Origin of the sequence: Pseudomonas sp. HLG18 (genome assembly GCF_051903985.1) — a bacterium.
Taxonomy (GTDB): domain Bacteria; phylum Pseudomonadota; class Gammaproteobacteria; order Pseudomonadales; family Pseudomonadaceae; genus Aquipseudomonas; species Aquipseudomonas fluorescens_BT.
The window spans coordinates 5,039,069-5,065,744 of the sequence record NZ_CP195831.1; the positions used below are offsets into that span (position 1 = coordinate 5,039,069).

Genomic DNA, 26,676 nt, shown 5'->3' on the forward strand with positions numbered 1-26,676 from the left:
GATTACCGCTTGCCCAACGCAAAGTTGGGCAATGCGCCCAGCGGCTGGTTGAACTGATACGGAATCGATACCAGCCCCCCTCCTGTATTGCGCTGCACCACGAAATGCAGGTGCGGGCCGCTGCTGTTGCCGGTGTTGCCGGACAGCGCCAGCGGACTGCCCACCGCCACCCGTTGCCCTTCACGCACACTCACCGACCCTTGCTTGAGATGCAGGTACACACCCATCGTGCCGTCGTCGTGCAGCACCCGCACGAAGTTGCCGGAAGGATCGGTGCCGCGGCCGTTCTGCGAGTTCTCGGTCTTCACCACCACCCCGGCCCTCGCCGCAATGATCGGCGTGCCCACCGGCATGGCGATGTCCATCGCGTATTTGTTCTTCGGCCCGTAGTGGCTGTAGTCGCCATTGGCGCCCTGACTCAGACGGAACGGCCCGCCACGCCAGGGAAACGGATAGCGATAGCTCTGTGCGGCACCAGCGGGGTCGCCGAGGGAATACTGGAACTGCGGCGTATACACCAGCGGTTTGCCACCGGACACCGCCGTCAGCAACGCCAGCCGTGTATTGCTGCGCGCCGGCAGCACCCGGCGGATTGTTTCCGTCGGTGCGCCACGCACGTTGCTCATCCCGGTAAACGCCAGCGCAACCTCGACCGGTGCATACAGGTCGTTGCGCACGAACACGACGTCAGTGCCCTTCTGTTTCTTGATGTCGAGATACACCTGACGCTCCAGGCGCTCGACCATCCGGTCCTGAAACACGAACACCTGGGAGCCTTTGCTCGGACGGTCGCTGTACGAAACCACTCCGTTGGCATCGGTGGATTTGTAGATCGTCACGGCCACCGTCGAGGTGGAGGCCATGAACAGACCACAGAAAAACAGCAGGCGCAGGGGCATGGGCAAAAGTTCTGTCGAGTAAGGCCTGGGAATGAGCCTAGCAGCTGAAGCAGACCAGGCTAGTCGACAGATGTTTCAAATTTGGCACAGCACAAAACAAAAGGTCGCAGCCCGGGCACTCCCCGCATTGGAATACGATCCGTTGCGGGGGATGCCACAGGCTGCGACCTTTTTGGCCGCGACGCTTACGCGCCCGGAACGAAGTGCTTCTGCGCCGTGCCGCGGGCGATCAGGCGGGAGATGTAGTCGAGCTTCTGCGCGTCCTGGTCGACGAAGCGGAAGGTCAGTTGCAGCCACTCGCTGTCGGGCTTCGGCTCGTGGGCGACCACGGCGTGCAGGTAGCCGTTGAGGCGGGCGATTTCGGCGTTGTCGCCCTGCTCCAGGTCCAGCACGGCGCTGTCGAGGACCTGTGGCAGGCTGTCGGTGCGTTTCACCACCAACAGCGCTTCCTTGATGCTCAAGGCCTTGATCACGCATTGCTGGGTACCGCCCGGCAGGCGCAGTTGGCCCTGACCGCGACCGCCGGCCGGAGCGCTGGAGGCTGCCGGGGCTTTCACCGGCGGGCTGTTGAGCAGGCCACGCTGTGGCGCGGCGGCAGGTGCCGGGGCTGCAGCGGCAGGTTTGGCAAACGGGTTGGCGGCCGGTGCAGCACCGACAACCGCAGCCTTGCCACCGGTCAGCGCGCTCAGGGAGTCGTTGCCGAACGCCGAGTTCATCTTGGTTGGCGCGCTGTTCATCAGGGCATCGAGCTTGCCGATCTTGTTCAGGGCCTGTTTGACCTTGGTCAGCAGTTGCTCGTTGGTGAACGGTTTGCTGACGTAGCCGGAAACACCGGCCTGAATCGCCTGCACGACGTTTTCCTTGTCGCCGCGACTGGTAACCATGATGAACGGCATGGTCTTGAGGTTGTCCTGCTCACGGCACCAGGTCAGCAGCTCGAGGCCGGACATTTCCGGCATTTCCCAGTCGCACAGCACCAGGTCGAAGGCCTCCTTGGCCAGCATGGCCTGGGCCTTCTTGCCGTTGATGGCGTCCTCGGTGCGGATCCCCGGGAAGTAATTACGCAGGCACTTTTTCACCAGGTCACGAATGAACGATGCATCGTCCACGACCAACACACTGATCTTGCTCATCCAACACCCCTATTAAAATCCCGGCAAGCATAACGCTGGCTGATGGCACATTGCCAAAACTCTTCAGTCACGCCGGGACTTTTCGTTCGCGGGTGCTGCTTTAATTCGCTGTTTCATTCGGATCTGCCATGTGAAAGCAGAAACAAAAACGCCCGGCCAAAGGGCCGGGCGCTTTTCTCAGGCAATCTTACTTATCGTCAGCATCGCCCGGAACATTAGCGGTTTCGCCGCTTGTCCCTTCAACTTCTTCTTTCATGCGCTTGAGGCCCATGTGGCGCACGTCGGTGCCGCGCACCAGGTAGATCACCAGCTCCGAGATGTTGCGGGCGTGGTCGCCGATCCGCTCCAGCGAACGCAGGACCCAGATGATGCTCAACACCCGCGAGATAGAGCGCGGGTCTTCCATCATGAAGGTCGCCAGCTCGCGCAGGGCGGTCTTGTATTCACGGTCGATGATCTTGTCGTACTGCGCCACCGACAGCGCCAGATCGGCATCGAAGCGAGCAAAAGCGTCCAGCGCATCACGCACCATGTTGCGCACCTGGTCGCCGATGTGGCGCACCTCGACGTAACCGCGCGGCGCTTCGCCTTCTTCGCACAGCTGGATCGCACGGCGGGCGATCTTGGTCGCTTCGTCGCCGATACGCTCCAGGTCGATCACCGACTTGGAGATGCTGATGATCAGACGCAGGTCGGACGCCGCCGGCTGACGACGGGCCAGAATGCGCAGGCATTCTTCGTCGATGTTGCGTTCCATCTGGTTGATCTGGTCATCGATCTCGCGCACTTGCTGGGCCAGGCCCGAGTCGGCCTCGATCAGCGCGGTGACCGCGTCGTTGACCTGCTTTTCGACCAGCCCGCCCATGGCCAGCAGGTGGCTGCGCACTTCTTCCAGTTCGGCGTTGAACTGCGCGGAAATGTGATGGGTAAGGCCTTCTTTACTAATCATGTTGGCGTCCTTGGAGCGTCCGGTAAGGTGCGGCGGGCCGCAGCGTCAATTCAGTGAGCGACAACCAGTGTCTGCTAGCCGTAACGACCGGTGATGTAGTCTTCGGTCTGCTTCTTGGCCGGATTGGTGAACAGGGTATCGGTGTCGCCGAATTCCACCAGTTTGCCCATGTACATGAACGCCGTGTAGTCCGACACCCGCGCCGCCTGCTGCATGTTGTGGGTCACGATGACGATGGTGAACTTGGATTTGAGCTCATAGATCAGCTCTTCGACTTTCAGGGTCGAGATCGGGTCGAGGGCCGAGCACGGTTCGTCGAGCAGTAGCACTTCCGGTTCCACGGCGATGGTCCGGGCGATCACCAGACGCTGTTGCTGACCACCCGACAGGCCGAGGGCCGAGTCATGCAGACGGTCTTTCACTTCGTCCCACAGGGCCGCGCCTTTCAATGCCCACTCGACGGCTTCGTCGAGGATGCGCTTCTTGTTGATGCCCTGGATGCGCAGGCCGTAGACCACGTTTTCGTAGATGGTCTTGGGGAACGGATTAGGCTTCTGGAACACCATGCCGACCCGGCGACGCAGCTCGGCCACGTCTTCGCCCTTGCGGTAGATGTTGTTGCCGTACAGGTTGATCGCGCCTTCGACGCGGCAGCCGTCCACCAGGTCGTTCATGCGGTTGAAAGTGCGCAGCAGCGTGGACTTGCCGCAGCCGGACGGGCCGATGAAGGCGGTCACGCGCTGTTTCGGGATGTTCATGCTGACGTCGTACAGCGCTTGTTTCTCACCGTAGAACAGGCTCAGGCCCGGCACTTCGATGGCCACGGTTTCCTGCTCGAGGTTCAGGCTCTGCTTGTCGCGGCCCAGGGCGGACATGTTGATGCCGTGGGTATGTGTTTCGTGCTGCATGGGAGATCCCCTGTGCTAACAAATTCGGTTCGGTTGGCTGCCGGGATACAGGCCGGCAGCCCTTCAATTCTTGTGACGGCGATCAGCTGTCCAGCGCCTTGTACTTCTCGCGCAGGTGGTTACGGATGTACACCGCCGACAGGTTCAGGGTGGCGATCACCAGTACCAGCAGCAGCGCCGTGGCGTAGACCAGCGGCCGCGCAGCCTCGACGTTCGGGCTCTGGAAGCCGACGTCGTAGATGTGGAAGCCCAGGTGCATGATCTTCTGATCCAGGTGCAGGTACGGGTAGTTGCCGTCCACCGGCAGCGACGGCGCCAGTTTCACCACACCCACCAGCATCAGCGGCGCCACTTCACCGGCGGCGCGAGCCACGGCGAGGATCATGCCGGTCATCATCGCCGGGCTGGCCATCGGCAGCACAATCTTCCACAGGGTTTCAGCCTTGGTCGCGCCGAGGGCCAGCGAGCCTTCACGCACGGTGCGCGGGATACGCGCCAGACCTTCTTCGGTGGCCACGATCACCACGGGTACCGCCAGCAGCGCCAGGGTCAACGAAGCCCAGAGCAGACCCGGCGTACCGAAGGTCGGTGCCGGCAGCGCTTCCGGGAAGAACAGACGGTCGAGCGAGCCACCCAGCACGTAGACGAAGAAGCCCAGACCGAACACGCCGTAAACAATCGCCGGAACACCCGCCAGGTTGTTCACCGCGATCCGGATAACCCGGGTCAGGGTGTTCTGCCTGGCGTATTCACGCAGGTACACCGCCGCCAGCACGCCGAACGGGGTCACGATCATCGCCATGATCAGAGTCATCATCACGGTGCCGAAGATCGCCGGGAAGATCCCGCCTTCGGTGTTCGCTTCACGCGGGTCGTCAGACAGGAATTCCCAGACCTTGCTGAAGTAGAAACCGATCTTGGTGAAGGTACCCATGGCGTTGGGCTGGTAAGCGTGAACCACTTTGCCCAGGCCGATTTCGATTTCCTTGCCGTTGGCATCCCGAGCGGTCAAAGCGTCGCGGTTGAACTGCGCGTGCAGATCGGCCAGACGCGCCTCGATGTCCTGATAGCGAGCATTCAGCTCGGCTCGCTCGGATTCCATGTCCGCTTGCGCGGTGGCGTCGAGCTTGCCTTCCAGTTCCAGTTTGCGGCCATGCAGGCGGATGCGTTCGAGACCGGCGTTGATCGCGCCGATGTCGGTCTTTTCCAGCGACTTGAGCTGCGCGGCGAGGCCGTTCACGCGGTTGATCCGCGCTTGCAGCTCAGGCCAGGCCGCTTCGCCTTCGGCGATCACCTTGCCGTCCTGCTTGACGTTGACCAGGTAGCCGTAGAAGTTGCCCCACTCACGACGCTCCAGCGCCATCAGCTCCGGCGGATTCGTCTGATTGGTCAGCCACTCGCCGACGATCCAGGTGAAGTCGTTGCCGTTCAGGTCCCGGTTGCCGACCTTGATCAGCTCGCGGGTCATGAATTCCGGGCCCTGGTCAGGCACCGGCAGGCCGGCGCTCTTAAGGCGTGCGCGGGGTACTTCTTCCTTCTGCACCACTTCGCCGATGACCAGGTGATTGCCCTGGCCCGGCACATCGTAGCTGGCGTGGATCAGGTCCGCCGGCCAGAAGTGACCCAGACCGCGCACGGCAATCACCGCCAGCAGGCCAATGGTCATGATGACCGCGATGGACACCGCGCCACCGCTGATCCAGACGCCCGGGGCGCCGCTCTTGAACCATCCTTTCAGGGAGTTCTGTTTCACAGACTTCTACCTTTCTTAAAGCGACGAGTATTTCTTGCGCAGACGCTGACGAATCAGTTCTGCGAGGGTGTTCATGACGAAGGTGAACAACAGCAGCACCAGCGCCGAGAGGAACAGCACGCGGTAGTGGCTGCCGCCGACTTCCGACTCCGGCATTTCCACCGCGACGTTGGCGGCCAGGGTGCGCAGGCCTTCGAACAGGTTCATTTCCATGACCGGGGTGTTGCCGGTGGCCATCAGCACGATCATGGTCTCGCCGACTGCACGGCCCATGCCGATCATCAGTGCCGAGAAAATGCCCGGGCTGGCGGTCAGGATCACCACGCGAGTCATGGTCTGCCATGGCGTGGCACCGAGGGCCAGCGAGCCCAGGGTCAGGCCGCGTGGCACGCTGAACACGGCGTCTTCAGCGATCGAGTAGATGTTCGGGATCACCGCAAAGCCCATGGCCAGACCGACCACCAGAGCGTTGCGCTGGTCGTAGGTGATGCCCAGGTCGTGGGAGATCCACATGCGCATGTCACCGCCGAAGAACCAGTTCTCCATGAACGGGCTCATGTACAGCGACAGCCAGCCCACGAACAGGATCACCGGGATCAGCAGCGCACTTTCCCAGCCGTCCGGGACTTTCAGGCGGATCGACTCAGGCAGGCGACTGAAAGTGAAACCGGCGATCAGGATGCCGATCGGCAGCAGCATCAGCAGGCTGAAAATGCCTGGCAGATGCCCTTCCACATAAGGTGCGAGGAACAGACCGGCGAAGAAACCGAGGATCACCGTCGGCATCGCTTCCATCAGCTCGATCACCGGTTTGACCTTGCGGCGCATGCCCGGGGCCATAAAGTACGCGGTGTAGATCGCAGCGGCAACGGCCAGCGGTGCAGCCAGCAGCATCGCGTAGAACGCGGCTTTCAGGGTGCCGAAGGTAAGTGGCGACAGGCTCAGTTTCGGTTCGAAATCGGTGTTGGCCGCAGTCGATTGCCAGACGTATTTAGGCTCGTCGTAGTTTTCGTACCAGACCTTGCTCCACAGCGCGCTCCATGAAACTTCCGGGTGCGGGTTGTCGAGCAGCAACGGTTGCAGCTTGCCGCCGGCCTCGACGATCACACGGTTGGCCCGTGGCGACAGACCGAACAGGCCCTGGCCCTCAACCACCTGATCGACCAGCAAGGTGCGGTGCGCGGTGCTGTGGAACACGCCGAGCTTACCGGAAGCATCCAGGGCAACGAAGCCTTTGCGGCGCTCTTCGGCGGTGATTTCAACGATCGGCGTCTTGCCCATCTGGAAGGTGCGGATCTGCTTGAGACGCAGCTCGCCATCGGTGTCACGGGCCATGAACCACTGGGCCAGGCCACCGGTGGAGTCGCCGACGATCAGCGAGATGCCACCCACCAGCTGAGTAGCGGCAGTGACTTGCGCATCGGCGTTTTCCAGCAGTTTGTAACGACCGTTGAGGCTCTTGTCGCGCAGGCTGAACACGTCGGCCTGAGCGCGACCGTTGACCACGTACAGCCATTGCTGACGCGGGTCGACGAAGATGTTTTTCACCGGCTCAGTCATCTGCGGCAGATCGATACGCTTCTGCTCGTTGGTAACTTCGCCGGTCATCATGTTTTCTTCGCTGGTCAGCGACAGCACGTTGAGTTGCGAACCGGTGGAACCGACCAGCATCAGGGTCGAGTCGGTGGCATTGAGGCTGACGTGCTCCAGCGCACCGCCGCTCTCGTTCAGCGCAATCGGCGCTTCGCCGTACGGGAACTCGATCGCCGGGGTGATGGTTTTCTTGCCGTCCGGGTAGCTGACTTTATAAGTGTGACGGAACACCAGCGCCTGACCGTTGGACAGGCCCACGGCCACCAGCGGATGGCCCGGCTGGTCTTCGCCGATGGAGGTCACACTGGCGCCTGCCGGCAAAGGCAGATCGACGCGCTTCAATTCAGCGCCACTGTCGATATCGAAGAACAGCGCCTGGCCCTTGTCGGAAACGCGCATGGCCACCTGATTCTGCTCTTCGAGCGAAATCATCAGCGGCTTGCCGGCGTCCTGCATCCAGGCCGGGGTGATGGCGTCTTTCGCGGTCAGTTCCGCACCCTTGAACAGGGGCGCGACGACGTAGGCGAGGAAGAAGAAGATCAGGGTGATGGCTGCCAGCACCGCCAGACCGCCGACGAGGACATACCAGCGGGTGAAGCGATCCTTGAGCGCGCGAATGCGGCGCTTGCGTTGCAACTCAGGCGTATTGAAATCAATGCGCTTGGGAGGGTTCGTAGTCATTTTGGAATTGGCCAGATCATTCATGCGCACACCCTAGCGATCCTGTATGACAGAAAGATGACAATGCAGTGACGCACCAAATCCGCCGCCAGCAGGGCACTGGCAGTGGATAGAAGAATTCGGGGAGTGTGGGAGCCGGGCCGCTTGCGGGCCGGGCCCCACACGGGAGTCAGGCGGGGTTCACCCCTGACTCAGTTTGTTACTTTTTTGCGACTTCAGCGCCGCCTTCCTGCAGACCCAGGTCAGCCAGTGCTTTTGCAGCAACCTTGGCTGGCAGCGGGATGTAGCCGTCTTTCACGACCACTTCCTGGCCCTGTTTCGACAGAACCAGTTTCACGAACTCGGCTTCCAGCGGGGCCAGAGGCTTGTTCGGGGCTTTGTTGACGTACACGTACAGGAAACGCGACAGCGGGTATTTGCCGTTCAGGGCGTTTTCTTCGGTGTCTTCGATGAAGTCAGTGCTGCCTTTCTTCGACAGAGCAACGGTTTTCACGCTTGCGGTCTTGTAGCCGATGCCCGAGTAACCGATGCCGTTCAGCGAGGAGCTGATCGACTGCACGACCGAAGCCGAGCCTGGCTGTTCGTTGACGTTAGGCTTGTAGTCGCCTTTGCACAGGGCTTCTTCCTTGAAGTAGCCGTAGGTGCCGGATACCGAGTTGCGACCGAACAGCTGAACCGGCTTGTTGGCCAGGTCGCCGGTCACGCCCAGGTCGCCCCAGGTTTTCACGTCGGCCTTGGCGCCGCACAGACGGGTGGACGAGAAGATCGCGTCAACCTGTTCCATGGTCAGGTGCTGGATCGGGTTGTCCTTGTGCACGAACACAGCCAGGGCGTCCACGGCAACCGGGATAGCGGTTGGCTTGTAGCCGTATTTCTGTTCGAAGGCCGCCAGTTCGGTGTCCTTCATCTTGCGGCTCATCGGGCCCAGGTTGGAGGTGCCTTCAGTCAGCGCAGGTGGCGCGGTGGCGGAGCCAGCGGCCTGAATCTGGATGTTTACGTTCGGGTATTCTTTTTTGTAGTTCTCAGCCCAGAGGGTCATGAGGTTGGCCAGGGTATCGGAACCGACGCTGGACAGGTTGCCCGACACACCAGTGGTCTTGGTGTAGCTCGGGATAGCAGGGTCAACAGCGGCAACCGCGTTGGCAGTCGCAACGCCAGCAGCGACAAAAGTCATTGCCGCCATCAAACGCTTCAGTTTCATGCCTTACTCCTAGCAAATAGGGTGTGTTAAGTCGGGGCCAAGTATCAGCAGGCCGTGTGAACACTCTATGGCTGAAATATGACAATTGGATGAAAGGCCAGCATCCCTGTCGGAAGGCTGGCCTTTCAGTTGTAACGGCAAGTGTGAAGGTGGCTTAGCGACCTTTGCTCCACAGCCACGCGCCGACCAGGATCCCCATTCCACACAGCACCGCCACATAGTAGGCAGGCCCCATCGCGCTTTCTTTCAGCAGCAGGCTGACAACCATCGGGGTCAGGCCGCCGAAGATGGCGTAGGCGACGTTATAAGAGAAGGACAGACCGCTGAAGCGCACCACCGGCGGGAACGCTTTCACCATCACATAAGGCACCGCGCCAATGGTGCCGACCAGGAAACCGGTCAACGCATACAGCGGGAACAGCCAGTTCGGGTGATCGGCGAGGCTGTGATAGAAGGTCCAGGAGCTGGCCAGCAAACCCAGGCAACCGAATACGAATACGCGACCGGCGCCGAAGCGGTCCGCCAGCGCGCCGGAAATGATGCAGCCCACGCTCAGAAATACGATGGCCAGGCTGTTGGATTGCAACGCCACCGTCGGCGAGAAGTGATAGACCGTCTGCAGCACGGTCGGGGTCATCAGGATCACCACGACGATGCCGGCTGACAGCAGCCAGGTCAGCAGCATCGAGACTGCAATGGCCCCGCGATGGTCACGCAGCACCGCGCGCAGCGGCACTTCCTCGGCCAGAGCCTTGCGCAGTTGCAGTTCGGCAAATACCGGGGTTTCGTGCAGCCAGCGGCGCAGGTAGACCGAGAACAGGCCGAACACGCCACCGAGCAGGAATGGAATCCGCCAGGCGTAATCCGAAACTTCCGTTGGCGTATAAATGCTGTTGATCGCAGTGGCGACCAGCGAGCCGAGCAGGATGCCCGCCGTCAGGCCGCTGGTCAGGGTGCCGCAGGCATAGCCGACATGCTTTCCGGGCACGTGTTCGGAAACGAAGACCCACGCCCCCGGCACTTCGCCGCCAATCGCCGCGCCCTGGATGACGCGCATCAACAGCAGCAGGATCGGCGCCCACAGGCCGATCTGCGCGTAAGTCGGCAGCAGGCCCATGATCAGGGTCGGCACGGCCATCATGAAAATGCTCAGGGTGAACATCTTCTTGCGCCCCAGCAGGTCGCCGAAGTGCGCCATGACGATACCGCCCAGCGGCCGCGCGAGGTAGCCGGCGGCAAAGATGCCGAAGGTCTGCATCAGGCGCAGCCACTCGGGCATGTCGGCGGGGAAGAACAATTTGCCGACCACGGTGGCAAAGAACACGAAAATGATGAAATCGTAGAACTCCAGCGCGCCCCCCAGGGCCGATAGCGACAGAGTCTTGTAGTCATTGCGGGTCAAGGGTCGTGCGGGTTGGTCTGGCTGCGCGAGGCTCGAGGGCGCTGTGGTCATGGCAAGGTCTTCTCTTATAGTCGGATCTGCCGCCACAACAACGCTGGCTGTGGCTCGGGCAGGTTCGGCACCATAGCAAATTGTTCGAAAAAGCACATAGAGGCGCGTATTTGACGGTCGAAATGAGAACCGGATGGTCGTCGCGGAGTCTACCGACCGATATACTCGCAATCCTGCTCCGGCTTGTAGGGGGTTGCTGTGCGAAAACGTCGTTGGTCGCCCTGGCGCGTGGATCCAGCCGGTTTCGCAGAGTTTCCCCTTTAGTTGCCTTATGGAAAACGTGACGAACGTAGTATGTTCGGTGCTGAATCGTTTTTCCTGAAGACGGCTACCACCAGCAATACCCAACGAAGAGTCACGGGTCAGAGGCACCCCCGGCATGATAGAGCTCGAACAAGAAGATCCGATCCCGCAAGGCGACCTGGCCCTGCAAATCACCGCGCTTCCCCGCGAAACCAACGGCTTCGGCGATATTTTCGGCGGCTGGCTGGTGGCGCAGATGGACCTGGCCGGCACCGCAATGGCCAGCCGCGTCGCCGGTGGTCGTGTTGCAACGGTCGCCATCGATCGCATGGCGTTCCTGGTGCCGGTAGCTGTCGGCGCGCAATTGTCCTTTTATACCCAGACCCTGGAGATCGGCCGCAGCTCGATCCAGATGATGGTCGAGGTGTGGAGCGACGACCCGCTGTCCAGCGAGTGGCGTAAAGTGACCGAGGCGGTGTTCGTGTTCGTGGCCATCGATGGCAGCGGTCGCACCCGTTCGGTTCCGCCACGCGCACGTTAAACCTCGCGACCGTTTCACGGTCGATAGTCGTCCAAGTTGCTGATCGAGAGTTGTCCGATGAACACGCCCAACGTTGAAGCCGTGAAACTGGATGAACTGAACTGCTGGCGCATCCGCCACGGTCAGGCCGAAGTGCTGGTGGCCCAGCAAGGTGCGCACATCCTCAGTTATCAGATCGATGGCCAGCCGCCGATCATCTGGCTCAACGACAAGGCCGTGTTCAAGACCGGCAAGAGCATCCGCGCCGGTGTGCCGGTGTGCTGGCCGTGGTTCGGCAAGTTCGAACGCAACCCGCAGAGCGTGCAGGCGATGCGTGTCAGCGAAGAGCCGGCCGCCGCACACGGGTTTGTCCGGGCAATGGATTGGGAATTAGGCGGCATCGAAGCCGAGGACCAGGGCGTCAAGGTTGAATTCAAGCTGCCGTATCCCGAAGGCGGTTTCCCGGGTTGGCCGCATCAGGTTGACCTGACCCTGACCCTGCATCTGAATGATCAGTTGAACATCAGCCTGACCAGCCACAACCGCGGTGCCAACACCGTCAGTATCAGCCAGGCGCTGCACAGCTATTTCGCGGTCAGCGATGTGCGCAACGTGCGCGTCGAAGGCGTGGACGGTCTGGACTACATCGAGACGCTGGATGACTGGAAGACGCACGCCCAGCAAGGCGACCTGCGCTTTGCCGGGGAAACCGACCGCATCTATCTCGACGCCCCGCCGCAACTGAGCATCGTCGACCCGGCCTGGGAGCGGCGCATCGTGCTGACCGCGACCGGCTCACGCACCGCCGTGATCTGGAACCCATGGATCGACCGCGCCGCCGCGTTCAGCGACATGGACAACGACGGCTGGCAGCGCATGCTGTGCATCGAGACGGCGAATGTGATGGACGACGTTGTGACACTGGCACCGAGTGCCAGTCATACGATGGGTGTCAGCGTCGGCAGTCAGCCGCTCTGAAAACAAAAATCGCAGCCCTGGGGCTGCGATTTTTTTTGCGGGTCTGAATTACAGATCCGACTCCTGCACTACCCGCACCTTGTCCGCATCCAGTGCGTAGGCCGCATCGGCCAGGTCATTGCTGACCTTTTCGATCTTCAGCGTGCCGGTCACCCACAGCGGTGTGTAGATGTCGTCCAGCTTCAAGCCTTTTGGATAACGCACCAGCACCAGTTGGTTCGGCGGTGGCGGCGGCACGTGGATGCACGCGCCGGGGTATGGCACGAGGAAAAACAGCGTACTGCGGCCCTTGGCGTCGGATTCCAGCGGTACCGGATAACCACCGATGCGGATGTGTTTGTCGTTCATCGACGCCACGGTCTTGGTCGAATACATCACCGCCGGCAAACCCTTGGCCTGCTTCATCCCGCCTTTCTGGGTGAAGGTGCCGGTGGCTTCCGGGGAGTTGTGGTCGATTTCAGGCATGGCCTCGAGGGCTTTCTGATCCGACTTGGGCATCAGTTCCAGCCAGTCGGTTTCCGGCAGTTCGCCGGCGTGGGCCAGACCGCTGCCCAGCAAAAGGAGAGTCAACAGAAGACGGCGCATGAAGGTGCTCGGTAAAGGATGCTCGAATAAGGAGGGCAAAGTGAATCGTCGAGCATTCTAGCCCTCCCTACCGGATTGGCAGAGAGGACTTTGTCGCTTTGGATCAGTTCTTTTTGATCAGACCGTAGATCACCAGCAGCACGATCGCGCCAACCAGCGCGCCAATGAAGCCTGCGCCCTGACCTGCCTGATAGATGCCCAGGGCCTGACCGCCGTAAGTGGCTGCCAGCGAACCGCCGATACCGAGCAGGATGGTCATGATCCAGCCCATGCTGTCATCGCCCGGTTTCAGGAACCGCGCCAGCAGGCCGACGATGAGGCCGATAAAGATGGTTCCGATAATTCCCATGGCATTTCCCTCTGAATGGTAGATATGCGATGAAGCCTAGTCAGACTTTCGCATCCTGCCATCAGAGAACGGCGGCCCCGCAATGGTTCCGCCGCTGCCAGATGAAACTCTCGTTACTCGGCGATCAGCGCTTCGACCTTGAGGATCTGCTGCTCGAGGGTCGCCTTGTCCTTGCAGCGCAGATTGGCGTGTCCGACCTTGCGCCCGGCCTTGAAGGCCTTGCCGTAGTGATGCAGATGGCAATCGTCGATGGCGATGACCTTTTCGACCGGCGGAACCACACCGATGAAGTTGAGCATCGCGCTCTCACCGACCTTGGCGGTCGAACCCAGCGGCAGACCGGCGACGGCCCGCAGGTGGTTTTCGAACTGGCTGCACTCGGCGCCTTCGGTGGTCCAGTGCCCGGAGTTATGCACACGCGGGGCGATTTCGTTGGCCTTGAGGCCACCGTCGACTTCAAAGAACTCGAATGCCATCACGCCAACGTAATCCAGTTGCTTGAGGACGCGGCCGGAATAGTCTTCGGCCAGGGCCTGCAACGGATGATCGGAGCTGGCGACCGACAACTTGAGAATGCCGCTGTCGTGGGTGTTGTGCACCAGTGGATAGAACCTGGTCTCACCATCGCGGGCACGCACGGCGATCAACGATACTTCGCCGGTGAACGGCACGAAGCCTTCCAGCAGGCACGGCACGCTGCCCAGTTCGGCGAAGGTATCGACCACATCCTCAGGTTTGCGCAGGACTTTCTGGCCCTTGCCGTCGTAACCCAGGGTGCGGGTTTTCAGCACGGCCGGAAGACCGATCGAAGCGACCGCGGCGTCCAGATCGGCTTGCGACTGGATGTCGGCGAACGCCGGGGTTGGAATCCCCAGGTCCTTGAACATGCTTTTCTCGAACCAGCGGTCGCGAGCGATGCGCAGGGCTTCGGCGCTCGGGTAGACCGGCACGAACTGCGAAAGGAAGGCCACGGTCTCGGCCGGGACGCTTTCGAACTCGAAGGTCACCAGATCGACTTCATCGGCCAGCTGGCGCAGGTGATCCTGATCGCCGTAATCGGCCCGCAGGTGTTCGCCCAGCGCGGCGGCGCAAGCGTCCGGCGCAGGGTCGAGGAAAGCGAAGTTCATGCCCAGCGGGGTGCCCGCCAGGGCCAACATGCGACCCAACTGGCCGCCACCGATTACACCGATCTTCATCTCAACAACCTCAGGCAATACGTGGGTCTGGATTGTCCAGGACGCTGTCCGTCTGCTCGGCACGGAAGGTCTTCAGTACCGCGTGGAATTGTGGATGCTTGGCGCCCAGGATGCTCGCCGACAGCAGGGCTGCGTTGATCGCACCGGCCTTGCCGATGGCCAGGGTGGCAACCGGAATGCCGGCCGGCATCTGCACGATCGACAGCAGCGAATCGACGCCCGAGAGCATCGCCGACTGGACCGGAACGCCCAGCACCGGCAGGTGGGTCTTGGCCGCACACATGCCTGGCAAGTGGGCTGCGCCACCGGCACCGGCGATGATCACCTCGATGCCGCGGCCTTCAGCCTCTTCGGCGTACTGGAACAGCAGATCCGGGGTGCGGTGGGCAGAGACCACCTTGACCTCGTAAGGGATGCCGAGCTTTTCCAGCATATCGGCGGTGTGGCTAAGGGTGGACCAATCGGACTTGGAGCCCATGATCACGCCAACCAGTGCACTCATCGTCGCGCCTCTTCTCTCTGGAGCGCCCGCAGGCGCGTCATAAAACAACAAGCCACGCAGGGTTGCGTGGCTTGATTGTACGAAAAATGGCCGGACGTACCGGCCGAAGGCCGCGCAGTATACCGCAAAGAAAGCAATAAACAGCCCCCGTCGCGACCATCTGTCATCTGAACCTAACCACACATTTTGCTGACTCTAGGTTCAAGAATATTGCTTCGTTTTTTCCCACGGGAAACATGATCAACAGGTCGAATGGAGAGCGTACTCAAATTTCCGCATGAGTTCATGTAATAAAAATCAAAACATTCCCAAGAGCCACAACAAAATTTAAATGATATACAACCAAGCATGAAATAAAAAAACAGAGACCCCACCCAAAAACAAAAACTTATATTGCACAGCAACAAATCCATATTAATAGCACTTTCAAAATCGCAACGGCAGGACAGTCGGCACCATCACGCCTGCCCGTCACTATCAAGTAAATTGCAATCATCCAAAGGAACGGAACATGGCCAAACAGCCTTTAACACTGAATGTCTTCATCCATGAGGACTTATCGGACGACAGCAGACGAGACTTGTACAACACCCATTTTTCCTGGTTTACCGACGAAATCCAGGAACTGTCCGGCCGCAAGCTATCAGTCAATATGTTCACCCCGTCAGAAGCAGAGACCTTGAGTGGTTTTGATTATAAAAAAATATCCGCCGCCAGTTCTTTGGACGCTTGGGCAGAAAAATTAAAAAGCCATTTCGGCTCCGTGCTCCTGCAAGACTCGCACACAAGATTCAACAAATATCTATTGCTGACTCGCGACAATATAAACCCGAGCACAATGGGAATTGCACAAAACAAGGGTTACGCGGGTATATCCTCGATAAGAAGCGACATGGTTCCTGCTCACGAAGCGGGCCACATGTTCGGCGCGACTCATGAAGACAGCGAAATCCTGTACAACGGCTGGTGGAGCGAAACAATCATGAGTGATGATACTTTCTCACCACTTCGAAGCAATGCCAACCGCTTCAGTGATAAAAACAGAGAGAACATTCGCAATTACCTGGACAAACCGATTGCACAGCGGGCCGTGCCGCGCCCCCAAGACGATTGGGACGACGATTGAACTGATGCAAACCTGCCGCATCCCACGAGCTCTCGTATTTTAATAAAGCTCACCCGGCTTGGCAGAGGCGAAAAACAACATTCGCCTCTGCTTTCATTCAGTTATTGCCACTCGCTGCACCGCCTTCCAGCTTGCGCCACAACAACCGCACGTTGGCCTTGCGCACCAGTGCGCAGCGGTACAGGCGAATTTCCAGCGGCACATGCCATTGCGGGCCGCCGCAGACAACCAGTTCGCCACGGGCCAGCTCGGCACGCACGCTCAGTTGCGGCACCCAGGCAATGCCGAGGCCTTCCAGGGCCATGCTTTTAAGGCTGTCGGCCATGGCGGTTTCGTAGATCGTGGTGAAGCGCAACTGACGCTGGCGCAGCAAGCCGTTCACCGAACGTCCGAGAAACGCCCCGGCGCTGTAGGCCAGCAGCGGCACGCTGGCCTCGCCTTCGAGGTCGAACAGTGGCTTGCCATTGGCATCCGCTGCGCACACCGGGAGCATTTCGGTCTGCCCCAGATGCAGTGACGGGAAAATTTCCGGGTCCATCTGCATCGCGGCGTCCGGGTCGTAGAATGCCAGCATCAGATCACAGCCACCTTCACGCAGCGCGTGTACCGCGTCGCCAACGTTGGTCGCGACCAGCCGCGTGGCGATGTTCAGGCCTTCGTTACGCAGTTGCGCGATCCAGCGCGGGAAGAAACCGAGCGCCAGCGAGTGCGCCGCCGCCACCTGGATCACTTCACCCTGCCCGCCTTCCAGGTGATGCAAATGGCGCAACACTTCACCGAGCTGTTCGACCACGGTGCGCGCCGTCACCAGAAACAGTTGCCCCGCCGCCGTCAGCTCGACCGGTGTGCGCGAGCGGTTGACCAGCGTCAGCCCGAGCGCCGCTTCCAGGCTGCGGATCCGCCGACTGAAAGCCGGCTGGGTCACGAAGCGCCGTTCGGCCGCCTGCGAGAAGCTGCGGGTGGCGGCCAGGGCACTGAAGTCCTCGAGCCATTTGCTTTCCAGATTCATCACGTCCTCCCGGACACGCACCAAAACAGGTCACACGTCTGCCACGCACACGGCGTCACACGGGCATTATGCCGAATGTGCATAGGGCAGTGTTTAACAGCATTGGCCCAAAAATTCCCACAAGCCTAGCATTCGCAGCGTTCCGGCACAGACCGGGTCCATATCGAGATGATTTCTATCATGTCCTCCGCTGCATCATTCCGCACAGAAAACGACCTGCTTGGCACCCTCGAAGTCCCTGCTCAAGCGTATTACGGCATCCAGACCCTGCGAGCGGTGAACAACTTCCGTCTCTCGGGCGTTCCGATTTCGCACTACCCGAAGCTGGTTGTCGGTCTGGCGATGGTCAAACAGGCCGCCGCTGACGCCAACCGCGAGCTGGGTCACCTGAGCGAAGCCAAGCACGCTGCCATCAGCGAAGCCTGTGCCCGTCTGATCCGCGGTGATTTCCACGAAGAGTTCGTGGTCGACATGATTCAAGGTGGCGCCGGTACCTCCACCAACATGAACGCCAACGAAGTGATCGCCAACATCGCGCTGGAAGCGATGGGTCACCAGAAAGGCGAATACCAGTACCTGCACCCGAACGACGACGTGAACATGGCGCAGTCGACCAACGACGCCTACCCGACCGCGATCCGTCTGGGTCTGCTGCTGGGTCACGACGCGCTCCTGGCCAGCCTCGACAGCCTGATTCAGGCATTCGCGGCCAAGGGTGAAGAATTCAACCACGTCCTGAAGATGGGTCGTACCCAGCTGCAAGACGCCGTGCCGATGACCTTGGGTCAAGAGTTCCGCGCTTTCGCCACCACCATGGGCGAAGACCTGGCCCGTCTGAAGACGCTGGCCCCGGAACTGCTGACTGAAGTGAACCTGGGCGGCACCGCGATCGGTACCGGCATCAACGCCGACCCGCGCTATCAGGCGCTGGCCGTACAGCGTCTGGCACTGATCAGCGGTCAACCGCTGGTTCCAGCCGCCGACCTGATCGAAGCCACCTCCGACATGGGCGCCTTCGTGCTGTTCTCCGGCATGCTCAAGCGCACCGCGGTCAAGCTGTCGAAGATCTGCAACGACCTGCGTCTGCTGTCCAGCGGCCCGCGTACCGGCATCAACGAAATCAACCTGCCGGCGCGTCAGCCAGGCAGCTCGATCATGCCAGGCAAGGTCAACCCGGTTATCCCGGAAGCCGTGAACCAGGTGGCCTTCCAGGTCATCGGTAACGATCTGGCGCTGACCATGGCAGCCGAAGGCGGCCAGCTGCAACTGAACGTGATGGAGCCGCTGATCGCCTTCAAGATCCTCGACTCGATCCGCCTGCTGCAACGCGCCATGGACATGCTGCGCGAGCACTGCATCGTCGGCATCACTGCCAACGAAGCGCGCTGCCGCGAACTGGTCGAACACTCGATCGGTCTGGTCACCGCACTGAACCCATACATCGGCTACAAAAACGCCACCCGCATCGCCCGTATCGCCCTTGAAAGCGGTCGCGGCGTGCTGGAACTGGTGCGCGAAGAAGGTCTGCTCGACGAAGCCATGCTCGCCGACATCCTGCGCCCGGAAAACATGATTGCTCCGCGTCTGGTGCCCCTGAAGGCCTGATCCGACGCGTGACTTGTAGCACCGCTCACCAGGTCGAGGGACTAGACACCTCTCACCTTTTGAGGGCTTGGGGAGCATTCCCCGAGCCCTTTTTTTTAACTGTTTGAACCTGAGAACCGTATGTATGGAAGCTGGCTGCAAACCGGCTCCCAGACAAGCCCGACGCCGGTAACGTCGGGTGTTTCAAAGCTTCGTTTCGTCGCTTGCACCACAACCGTGCAGACGGGCGCCGCACTGATCGGTATAGTGCCGCCCCTCTTCGCGTGAGCGGTCGTCGGTAACGAGGCCATAACCCATGCGAAACCCGAACTAATAACAAACCCGCGATATGGATCCGGGACGAACCCTCGCCTCGCCCGTTGTGCCGCACGCACACCGGTGTAACGCGATGTTTCTGACCATCCAGCATTTGCTTAAACAATAAACAGCGAGGAAAAATCCATGCTCGAAGTCATCAACGACTTCCTCTCAGGGAAAGTACTGATCGTGCTCATTGTCGGGCTCGGTAGCTACTTCACGATTCGCTCGCGTTTCGTTCAATTGCGCCACTTCTTCCACATGTTCGCGGTGTTCCGCGACAGCCTCAAAGGCAGCGCCGGGCAACTCAGCTCGTTCCAGGCCCTGATGCTCAGCCTCGCCGGCCGCGTCGGTGCTGGCAACATCGCCGGTGTCGGCATCGCCGTGACCCTCGGTGGTCCGGGTGCGGTGTTCTGGATGTGGGTGACCGCTCTGGTCGGCATGTCCAGCAGCTTCTTCGAATGTACGCTGGCTCAGGTCTACAAGCGCGCCGATGGCGACGGCCTGTACCGTGGCGGTCCGGCTTACTACATCCAGCACGGCCTGAAACTCAAAGGCATGGCGGTGGTGTTCTCGATCCTGCTGCTGGTCACCTACGGCTTCGCCTTCATCGGCCTGCAGTCCTACACCGTGACCCACTCGCTGCAAAACGCCTTTGCCTTTGATCCGCAACACACCGGTATCGTCCTGGCTGTGCTGCTGGCCATCACCTTCATCGGCGGCATCAAGCGCATCGCTTCGGTGTCCGACCTGCTGGTACCGATCAAGACCCTGGCCTACATCGGCGTGACCCTGTACGTGATCGGCACCCAGATCGAACACGTGCCCGCCATGCTGGTTACCATTTTCAAGAGCGCCTTCGGTCTCGACCCGGCCTTCGGCGGCCTGCTCGGCAGCGCCATCGTAATGGGCGTGAAGCGTGGCGTGTTCGCCAACGAAGCGGGCCTGGGCAGTGCGCCGAACGTCGCTGCCGTGGCCGCCGTGAAGCACCCGGGCGCTCAGGGCGTGGTTCAGGCGTTCAGCGTGTTCCTCGACACCTTCGTGATCTGCACCTGCACCGCACTGCTGATCCTGCTGTCGGGCTTCTACACCCCGGGCTTCGAAGGTGACGGCATCGTCCTGACCCAGAACTCGCTGGCCGCTGTGGTTGGTGACTGGGGCCGCATGTTCGTCAGCGTCGCGCTGTCGCTGTTCGTCTTCACTTGCATCCTCTACAACTACTACCTGGGCGAAAACAGCCTGCAATTCCTCACCCGCAACCGCGCTGCGCTGATGACGTTCCGCGGTCTGGTGCTGGCACTGGTGGTCTGGGGTTCGATGCAGGATCTGTCGACCGTGTTCGCCTTCGCCGACATCACCATGACCTGCCTGGCCTTCGTCAACCTGATGGCCCTGGCCCTGCTGTTCAAGGTCGGCATGCGTGTGATGCGCGACTACGACGCGCAGCGCCGTGCCGGCGTCGACCAGCCGGTGTTCGACTCCAGCAAGTTCAGCGACCTGGATCTGGACCTGAAGGCCTGGCCTGCCAATCCGTCGGCCGACACCCAGGCCAACGCTCAGCCGCAAGGCATCCCTGCAGCGCAACGCTGATCGGGTAAAAACCGGGCGCAGCTCTTGCGCCCGGCGTGACACAAGCAGCGGTCGGCGTCATGCTCGACCGCATGCTGTCCTCGTTCAGGAGAACTCCCCATGAATTCCTCGACCTACCCTGCCGCCCAGCACGTGATGGTGCTGTACACCGGTGGCACCATCGGCATGCAGGCCAGCGCCAATGGCCTGGCTCCGGCGTCCGGTTTCGAAGCGCGGATGCGCGATTACCTGCACAGCCAGCCTGAGCTGGTGGTACCGCAGTGGCGCTTTCGCGAAATGTCGCCGCTGATCGACAGCGCCAACATGACCCCGGCCTACTGGCAGCAACTGCGTGAAGCGGTGGTCGACGCCGTCGATGTGCAAGGCTGCGACAGCGTGCTGATCCTGCACGGCACCGACACACTGGCCTACAGCGCCGCCGCCATGAGCTTCCAGTTGCTCGGCCTGCATGCCCGCGTGTGCTTCACCGGCTCGATGCTGCCGGCCGGCGTCACCGACAGCGACGCGTGGGAAAACCTCAGCGGCGCATTGGTCGCCCTCGGCCACGGCCTGGCGCCGGGCGTGCATCTGTATTTCCACGGCGAACTGCTGGCCCCGACCCGCTGCGCGAAAGTGCGCAGCTTCGGCCGCCATCCGTTCAAACGTCTGGAACGTCAGGGCGGTGGCGTGAAAGCCACCTCGCTGCCAGCCGCGCTGAACTACAACCGACCCAAGCAACTGGCCAAGGTGGCGGTGTTACCGCTGTTCCCGGGCATTGGCGCCGAGATCATCGACGGCCTGCTCGACAGCGGCATTCAGGGTCTGGTGCTGGAGTGCTACGGCAGCGGCACCGGGCCGAGCGACAATCCGGAGTTCCTCGCCAGCCTGGGCCGGGCGCGGGATAACGGCGTGGTCGTGGTTGCGGTCACGCAATGCCATGAAGGCGGTGTGGAACTGGATGTCTACGAAGCCGGCAGCCGTTTGCGTGGCGTGGGCGTGTTGTCCGGTGGCGGCATGACCCGTGAGGCGGCGTTCGGCAAGTTAAATGGTTTGCTGGGTGCCGGCCTTGAGACAGCTGAAGTACGGCGTCTGGTCGAACTCGACCTGTGCGGCGAGCTGATTTAAACCTTCAAATAATTCCCCCCGTCGTACCGCGACGGGAGGAATAAAATACATCCGGACGAAGTACGGTGGACTTACACCCATATCGAAACACCATTTTTATCGATAATGCACAACACTTGCTATCGGAAAAACCGTTCCTCTCCATAACTCAGCAGCCACAATAAAATCCTACCGAAACTCTACCTCGGCCTCGCCGTAAATGAGCCGAACCGACTGCGCCGTTGCGGTAGCATCAAAGCGAATACTGTATTTCGAATTTTTTTCTTCACGTATGGACAAACCGCCTTTGTCCGCTGTCCAGCCGGTACCCTTGCCTTTATAGTAAAGAAAAGCCTTAGGGAACTCGATAGGCTGGCCTAGATAATCTCGGCTGACACCGATCATGATGATGCTCGTCTTCTTGGAATCTTCAAACTCTAGAAAAATTGTTTCTCCATCGCTGCCTGCGCGCGCCTGCAGGGATATCCTATCATTATCAACCATAACAGAAAGACTTCCAGTTACAGTACCGGCCTTTAGACCTTTAAAATCATCAAGTGTAATTTTTGATTCCTTTGAATTACCCATTATGCAATCCCTCATAAGAGTGAGCTGATATACAGAGCCTATGAAAACAACATATCCAAGGCGTGGAATATGTCAGATATAAAATAGACACAAGACACCAGATACCTGCTGGCGCCAACCCATTGCGCGAAATTGCGCAGTTTTCGCCGTCATCCGCTCAAACGCCTGGAGCATCAGGGCGGCGTCGTGAAAGCCACTTTCCTGCCGGCCGCGTTTAACTACAACCATCAAAGCAATTGGCCAAGGCTGCTGTGCTGCCGCGGTTCCCGGGAATCAGCGCCGAGATCAATAATGATCAGCAATACCCCTCCTTACTGCATGGAGAGGTATCGACTATTTCACAGGTTTAACCACAAGGAGTTTCGCCTTTAATTTTGCTGTTTCCAGATTCGGGGGATCACCGCGCCAAAGAGTCGCATCAACGTCGCACTGAAGCCTTCCTGCGCTGGCGTCAAAGGACACACCAGAAAGCTTTGCTGTGTCCGCATCCCAACGACCGGGATCATTACCAAAGAGAAAATTAAAAAAATCGCCATAACCCATACGAAAATCATACATAACCGAGGATAAAGCTGATTGATCGATTTCCAGATTAATACCGGAATCCTTGCTCCTGAACAGAAGCAGTAACCTCTTTCCGTTTTTATCTGCATGTTCCACCCATGAGTCGGCCGAACATTCAAAATGCTGGCCATCCAGCGTCCCTACTATGCTCCCCTCATCTACAGGATTCTTTCCGCCACCGTACTTATCCAATATGCTTTCAATATAAACACGATGATCTTCGACTTCTTTATTTTTCGAATTCATTTTTTCGCCCTCCTTATTAATAACCCCATACACATTACGACCACAAACTGAGCGTAGACCCAGACAAATACAAATCAAATAAAAAACTCAAATAAATAGACATCAGTAACTAAACGACAAACGGCGCCCCTATAATTAAAAACCTGTTACTTCTGACAGTCGCCAAAACAACTATTTCACATTAAGTTAAACAGGCGGGAGCCACGCCCCTATAGGTGACAAAACAAAAGTGGCCGTAAACATTAATTACCGTAAACAATCGAGATGCAACTTGTGGTATGTAATTTGCTTTCCAGGAAATGTATTTCGCTCGGGACGCCTCTATGCTCCACTCCCACCTCACCACCCTCAACGCTGTCTCCCTGGTGCTCAACACCTTCAGGGATCAAGGCCTGTCCAGCGAAGCGCTGTTGGCTGGCAGCGGCATCAGCGCGGCGGATCTGAGCCGGGCCGACACTCGCATCACCACCAATCAGGAGATGCAGGTCTGCGCCAACGCCGTCGCGCTCAAGCATGACATCGGCCTGGAGCTGGGCCGGCGCATGCATGTTTCCTGCTACGGCATCCTCGGTTACGCGCTGCTGACCTGTGCCACCTTCGGTGACGCTTTGCGCCTGGCGATCCGTTATCCGGCGCTGCTGGGAACACTTTTCGAGCTGAGCCTGGAGGACTACGGCGAGCGTGCCTGGTTCGTCGCCGCCGATTATCGCGAGAGCCCGGCGATGGCCGTATTCAACGCCGAGTTCTGTCTGGTGTCGCTGAAAGTCATCTGCGACGACCTGCTCGGCCATCCACTGCCATTGCTGGCTGCCCGCTTCGAACACGCTGCGCCGGATTACCGCGACAGCTACGCCGAACACTTCAAGGCGCCCCTGCATTTCGGTGCCAAGGACAACGCCTTCGCCTTCGACCGGCGCTGGCTCGATCAGCCGCTGCCGCTGGCCGACATCATCACCCACCAGGCGATGGCCGAACGCTGCCGCAAGCAGAACACCGAGTTCACCGGCCGCCAGGCGTGGCTGGGGCGGATCCGCCAGTTGCTCAGCGCGCAACTCAATGCTGCACCGGGACTGGAAGGTCTGGCGCAGCAGATGAACTGCTCGCCGCGCACCTTGCGCCGGCATCTGAAAGACATGGGTTGCAGCTATCAGGAGCTGCTCGACGAACTGCGCTTCGAGCGAGCCAAGCAGATGCTTTGCGAGGATCAGTTACCGATCTACCGCATCGCCGAGACTCTGGGTTTCAGCGAGACCGCCAGCTTCCGCCATGCGTTCGTGCGCTGGAGCGGCGTGGCGCCGAGTCAGTTCCGCCCACACGGTTAAACCGTCGAGGGGCGATATCAGGTCAGTATTTTTGGCCACATCGATCCCCTTTTGGCCTCTCTGGCCGTTCTCCGATTCGCCCCGCGCCGCAACACTGGAGCCAACCGAATCAGCCCCTGCGGAGAACAACAAATGCTGACGATCTACTCTGACGATCACCACCTGCACCATGGCCGCTGCGAATTGATCGACGGGCAACTCAAGCCTTGCTTCGAGATGCCGTCGCGCGCCGACCACGTGCTGCAACGTGTGAAACATCAAAAACTCGGCCCGGTCGAAGCACCGAAAGATTTCGGCCTTGGGCCGATCGAGCGCATCCACAGCCGCGATTACCTCGACTTCTTCAAAGGCGCCTGGGCGCGCTGGACCGAATTCAACACCGACGGCGACCTGCTGCCCTACACCTGGCCGGCGCGCACTCTGCGTCAGGTCAAACCGACCAGCCTGCACGGCCAGCTCGGCTATTACAGCTTCGACGGCGGCGCACCGATTACCGCCGGCACCTGGCAAGCGGCCTACAGCGCAGCGCAAGTGGCGCTGACCGCTCAAGCGGAAATCCAGCGCGGCGCCCGTGGGGCCTTCGCCCTGTGCCGTCCGCCGGGACACCATGCTGCCGGCGACTTGATGGGCGGTTATTGCTACCTCAACAACGCCGCCATTGCAGCGCAAGCATTCCTCGATCAGGGCCACAAGAAGGTTGCGATCCTCGACGTCGACTATCACCACGGCAACGGTACCCAGTCGATTTTCTACGAGCGCAGCGACGTGCTGTTCACCTCGATCCACGGCCACCCGGAAGCGGAATTCCCGTTCTTCCTCGGCTACGAAGACGAACGCGGCGAAGGGGCCGGCGAAGGCTTCAACTTCAACTATCCGCTGCCGGCCGGTTCCGGCTGGGACGTCTGGAGCGCGGCGCTGGATCAGGCCTGCGCTGAGATCGACAGCTACGGCGCCGACATCATCGTCGTGTCGCTGGGTGTCGACACCTTCAAGGACGACCCGATCTCGCAGTTCAAGCTTGATAGCCCGGACTATCTGGCCATGGGCAAGCGCATCGCCGCCCTCGGCAAACCGACCCTGTTCGTCATGGAAGGTGGCTACGCGGTGGAAGAAATCGGCATCAATGCGGTGAACGTGCTTGAAGGTTTCGAACAATGAGCAGACTCAAGCACCTCATCGCGCCGGTGTTGTGCGCGGCGCTGCTGAGCAGCGGCGCCCACGCGCAAGAACGCACCCTGCGCGTCTACAACTGGTTCGACTACATCACCCCCAAGGCACTGGAAGATTTCAAGGCGCAGAACAGCCAGACCAGACTGGTCTACGACATCTTCGACACCAACGAAGCGCTGGAAGCCAAGCTGCTGACCGGCAACTCCGGCTACGACGTGGTGGTGCCGTCCAACGTGTTCCTGGCCAAGCAGATCGAGGCCGGGGTGTTCCAGCCGCTGGATCGCAGCCAGTTGCCGAACTGGAATCACCTCGATCCGAAACTGATGAAGCTGATCGAAGCCAACGACCCGGGCAACCAGTTCGCCGTGCCGTACATGTACGGCACCATCCTGATCGGCTTCAACTCGGCCAAGGTCAAAGCGGCGCTGGGTGACAACGCGCCGGTGGATAGCTGGGATCTGATCTTCAAGGAAGAGAACATCAGCAAGCTCAAGCAGTGCGGTGTCGCCCTGCTCGACTCGCCGTCGGAGATCCTGCCGCTGGCCCTGCAACACCTCGGCCTGGATCCCAACAGCAAGAACCCGGCGGACTACGCCAAGGCTGAAGCGCTGCTGATGAAGATTCGCCCGTATGTGACCTACTTCCATTCGTCCAAATACATGGCCGACATCGCCAACGGCGACATCTGCGTCGCGGTCGGCTATTCGGGCAGCTTCTCGCAAGCCGCCAACCGCGCCAAGGAAGCGAAGAACGGCGTGGTGGTCGACATGCGCCTGCCGAAGGAAGGGGCGCCGATCTGGTTCGACATGCTCGCTATCCCGAAAGGCGCGAAAAACCCGCAGGACGCCTACACCTTCATCAACTACCTGCTGCAACCGCAGGTGATCGCCCCTGTCAGCGACTTTGTCGGGTATCCGAACCCGAACAAGGACGCCACCGAACATGTCGACCCGGCGATTCGCAACAACCCGAATCTGTACCCGACCGATGCGGCGATGAATACGCTCTACACCTTGCAACCGCTGCCGCGCGATGCGGAACGGGCGCGCACGCGGGCGTGGACGAAGATCAAATCCGGCACCTGAAACCTTCCCATCCAGCTCAGACCCGCCCCGGCGGGTCTTTGGATACCG

At 60.1% G+C, this 26,676-nt stretch carries 24 protein-coding genes; 9 read left to right on the top strand and 15 right to left on the bottom strand.

Annotation, left to right across the window (positions count from 1 at the left end):
- Positions 1-2: 2 nt before the first annotated feature.
- The 8 genes from ACSPX5_RS23295 to ACSPX5_RS23330 all read right to left on the bottom strand — a co-directional run bounded on the left by ACSPX5_RS23295 (position 3) and on the right by ACSPX5_RS23330 (position 10,570).
- Positions 3-899: a peptidoglycan DD-metalloendopeptidase family protein gene (locus tag ACSPX5_RS23295; RefSeq protein ID WP_439820338.1), complete on the bottom strand. Its 897-nt coding sequence runs from the start codon at positions 897-899 to the stop codon at positions 3-5.
- A 185-nt stretch (positions 900-1,084) separates the two neighbouring features.
- On the bottom strand, positions 1,085-2,032 hold the full coding sequence (locus ACSPX5_RS23300; RefSeq protein WP_169432503.1) for a response regulator: 948 nt from the start codon (positions 2,030-2,032) through the stop codon (positions 1,085-1,087).
- Positions 2,033-2,219: 187 nt separating this feature from the next.
- Entirely contained in the window at positions 2,220-2,981 is a 762-nt protein-coding gene (gene phoU, locus ACSPX5_RS23305; protein WP_065258232.1) for a phosphate signaling complex protein PhoU, read from the bottom strand.
- A gap of 74 nt (positions 2,982-3,055) precedes the next feature.
- Positions 3,056-3,889 (bottom strand): phosphate ABC transporter ATP-binding protein PstB, encoded by an 834-nt coding sequence (pstB, locus tag ACSPX5_RS23310; RefSeq protein WP_065258233.1) that lies wholly within the window; start codon positions 3,887-3,889, stop codon positions 3,056-3,058.
- Positions 3,890-3,971: 82 nt separating this feature from the next.
- Complete coding sequence (gene pstA / locus ACSPX5_RS23315; RefSeq protein WP_323159674.1) at positions 3,972-5,642, bottom strand: phosphate ABC transporter permease PstA; 1,671 nt, start codon at positions 5,640-5,642, stop codon at positions 3,972-3,974.
- A 15-nt stretch (positions 5,643-5,657) separates the two neighbouring features.
- A complete protein-coding gene (locus ACSPX5_RS23320; protein ID WP_207865449.1) occupies positions 5,658-7,691 on the bottom strand; it encodes an ABC transporter permease subunit in 2,034 nt (677 codons plus the stop codon).
- Positions 7,692-8,115: 424 nt separating this feature from the next.
- Positions 8,116-9,117 carry a phosphate ABC transporter substrate-binding protein PstS gene (locus ACSPX5_RS23325; RefSeq protein WP_011336616.1) on the bottom strand — a complete coding sequence of 334 codons (1,002 nt, stop codon included), beginning with the start codon at positions 9,115-9,117 and terminating at the stop codon, positions 8,116-8,118.
- A 154-nt stretch (positions 9,118-9,271) separates the two neighbouring features.
- Positions 9,272-10,570, bottom strand: a complete 1,299-nt coding sequence (locus ACSPX5_RS23330; protein WP_169432505.1) for an MFS transporter — start codon at positions 10,568-10,570, stop codon at positions 9,272-9,274.
- A gap of 379 nt (positions 10,571-10,949) precedes the next feature.
- Between ACSPX5_RS23330 and ACSPX5_RS23335 the strand changes: the two genes are divergently transcribed.
- Positions 10,950-11,354 (top strand): acyl-CoA thioesterase, encoded by a 405-nt coding sequence (locus ACSPX5_RS23335; RefSeq protein ID WP_003229628.1) that lies wholly within the window; start codon positions 10,950-10,952, stop codon positions 11,352-11,354.
- Positions 11,355-11,411: 57 nt separating this feature from the next.
- The gene (locus tag ACSPX5_RS23340; RefSeq protein ID WP_323159673.1) at positions 11,412-12,311 is read left to right on the top strand and encodes a D-hexose-6-phosphate mutarotase; all 900 of its coding nucleotides are present in this window, start codon (positions 11,412-11,414) and stop codon (positions 12,309-12,311) included.
- Between the two features lie 48 nt (positions 12,312-12,359).
- Here the strand turns inward: ACSPX5_RS23340 and ACSPX5_RS23345 are convergent, their stop codons facing one another.
- The 4 genes from ACSPX5_RS23345 to purE all read right to left on the bottom strand — a co-directional run bounded on the left by ACSPX5_RS23345 (position 12,360) and on the right by purE (position 14,943).
- A complete protein-coding gene (locus ACSPX5_RS23345) occupies positions 12,360-12,896 on the bottom strand; it encodes a DUF3299 domain-containing protein (protein ID WP_169432507.1) in 537 nt (178 codons plus the stop codon).
- Positions 12,897-12,999: 103 nt separating this feature from the next.
- A complete protein-coding gene (locus tag ACSPX5_RS23350) occupies positions 13,000-13,245 on the bottom strand; it encodes a GlsB/YeaQ/YmgE family stress response membrane protein (RefSeq protein ID WP_003229635.1) in 246 nt (81 codons plus the stop codon).
- Between the two features lie 113 nt (positions 13,246-13,358).
- Positions 13,359-14,441 carry a 5-(carboxyamino)imidazole ribonucleotide synthase gene (locus tag ACSPX5_RS23355; RefSeq protein WP_439820339.1) on the bottom strand — a complete coding sequence of 361 codons (1,083 nt, stop codon included), beginning with the start codon at positions 14,439-14,441 and terminating at the stop codon, positions 13,359-13,361.
- A gap of 10 nt (positions 14,442-14,451) precedes the next feature.
- Positions 14,452-14,943, bottom strand: coding sequence for a 5-(carboxyamino)imidazole ribonucleotide mutase (gene purE / locus ACSPX5_RS23360; RefSeq protein WP_007954291.1), 492 nt, complete (start codon positions 14,941-14,943; stop codon positions 14,452-14,454).
- A gap of 511 nt (positions 14,944-15,454) precedes the next feature.
- Here purE and ACSPX5_RS23365 point away from each other — a divergent pair.
- Entirely contained in the window at positions 15,455-16,069 is a 615-nt protein-coding gene (locus tag ACSPX5_RS23365) for a hypothetical protein (RefSeq protein WP_169432509.1), read from the top strand.
- A 97-nt stretch (positions 16,070-16,166) separates the two neighbouring features.
- Here the strand turns inward: ACSPX5_RS23365 and ACSPX5_RS23370 are convergent, their stop codons facing one another.
- Positions 16,167-17,078 carry a LysR substrate-binding domain-containing protein gene (locus tag ACSPX5_RS23370; protein WP_169432510.1) on the bottom strand — a complete coding sequence of 304 codons (912 nt, stop codon included), beginning with the start codon at positions 17,076-17,078 and terminating at the stop codon, positions 16,167-16,169.
- A gap of 180 nt (positions 17,079-17,258) precedes the next feature.
- Between ACSPX5_RS23370 and aspA the strand changes: the two genes are divergently transcribed.
- From aspA to ACSPX5_RS23385, 3 genes are all read left to right on the top strand, one after another.
- A complete protein-coding gene (aspA, locus tag ACSPX5_RS23375; protein WP_039765095.1) occupies positions 17,259-18,683 on the top strand; it encodes an aspartate ammonia-lyase in 1,425 nt (474 codons plus the stop codon).
- Between the two features lie 441 nt (positions 18,684-19,124).
- Positions 19,125-20,570: an alanine/glycine:cation symporter family protein gene (locus tag ACSPX5_RS23380; RefSeq protein ID WP_011336625.1), complete on the top strand. Its 1,446-nt coding sequence runs from the start codon at positions 19,125-19,127 to the stop codon at positions 20,568-20,570.
- Positions 20,571-20,669: 99 nt separating this feature from the next.
- Positions 20,670-21,674 carry an asparaginase gene (locus tag ACSPX5_RS23385; protein WP_439820340.1) on the top strand — a complete coding sequence of 335 codons (1,005 nt, stop codon included), beginning with the start codon at positions 20,670-20,672 and terminating at the stop codon, positions 21,672-21,674.
- A gap of 168 nt (positions 21,675-21,842) precedes the next feature.
- On the opposite strand, the gene ACSPX5_RS23390 is transcribed toward ACSPX5_RS23385, so the two are convergent.
- Both ACSPX5_RS23390 and ACSPX5_RS23395 read right to left on the bottom strand, forming a co-directional pair.
- Positions 21,843-22,241 carry a hypothetical protein gene (locus ACSPX5_RS23390; RefSeq protein ID WP_439820341.1) on the bottom strand — a complete coding sequence of 133 codons (399 nt, stop codon included), beginning with the start codon at positions 22,239-22,241 and terminating at the stop codon, positions 21,843-21,845.
- A gap of 333 nt (positions 22,242-22,574) precedes the next feature.
- Positions 22,575-23,051, bottom strand: coding sequence for a hypothetical protein (locus tag ACSPX5_RS23395; protein ID WP_439820342.1), 477 nt, complete (start codon positions 23,049-23,051; stop codon positions 22,575-22,577).
- Between the two features lie 323 nt (positions 23,052-23,374).
- On the opposite strand from ACSPX5_RS23395, the gene ACSPX5_RS23400 reads away from it, so the two are divergent.
- The 3 genes from ACSPX5_RS23400 (at position 23,375) to ACSPX5_RS23410 (ending at position 26,628) form a co-directional block, all read left to right on the top strand.
- Positions 23,375-24,373, top strand: coding sequence for an AraC family transcriptional regulator (locus ACSPX5_RS23400; protein ID WP_439820343.1), 999 nt, complete (start codon positions 23,375-23,377; stop codon positions 24,371-24,373).
- 132 nt (positions 24,374-24,505) lie between these two features.
- Complete coding sequence (locus tag ACSPX5_RS23405; RefSeq protein ID WP_169432516.1) at positions 24,506-25,531, top strand: histone deacetylase family protein; 1,026 nt, start codon at positions 24,506-24,508, stop codon at positions 25,529-25,531.
- Positions 25,528-26,628: a polyamine ABC transporter substrate-binding protein gene (locus tag ACSPX5_RS23410; protein WP_439820344.1), complete on the top strand. Its 1,101-nt coding sequence runs from the start codon at positions 25,528-25,530 to the stop codon at positions 26,626-26,628. Before ACSPX5_RS23405 ends, ACSPX5_RS23410 begins: the two co-directional genes overlap by 4 nt.
- The last annotated feature ends 48 nt before the right edge of the window (positions 26,629-26,676 follow it).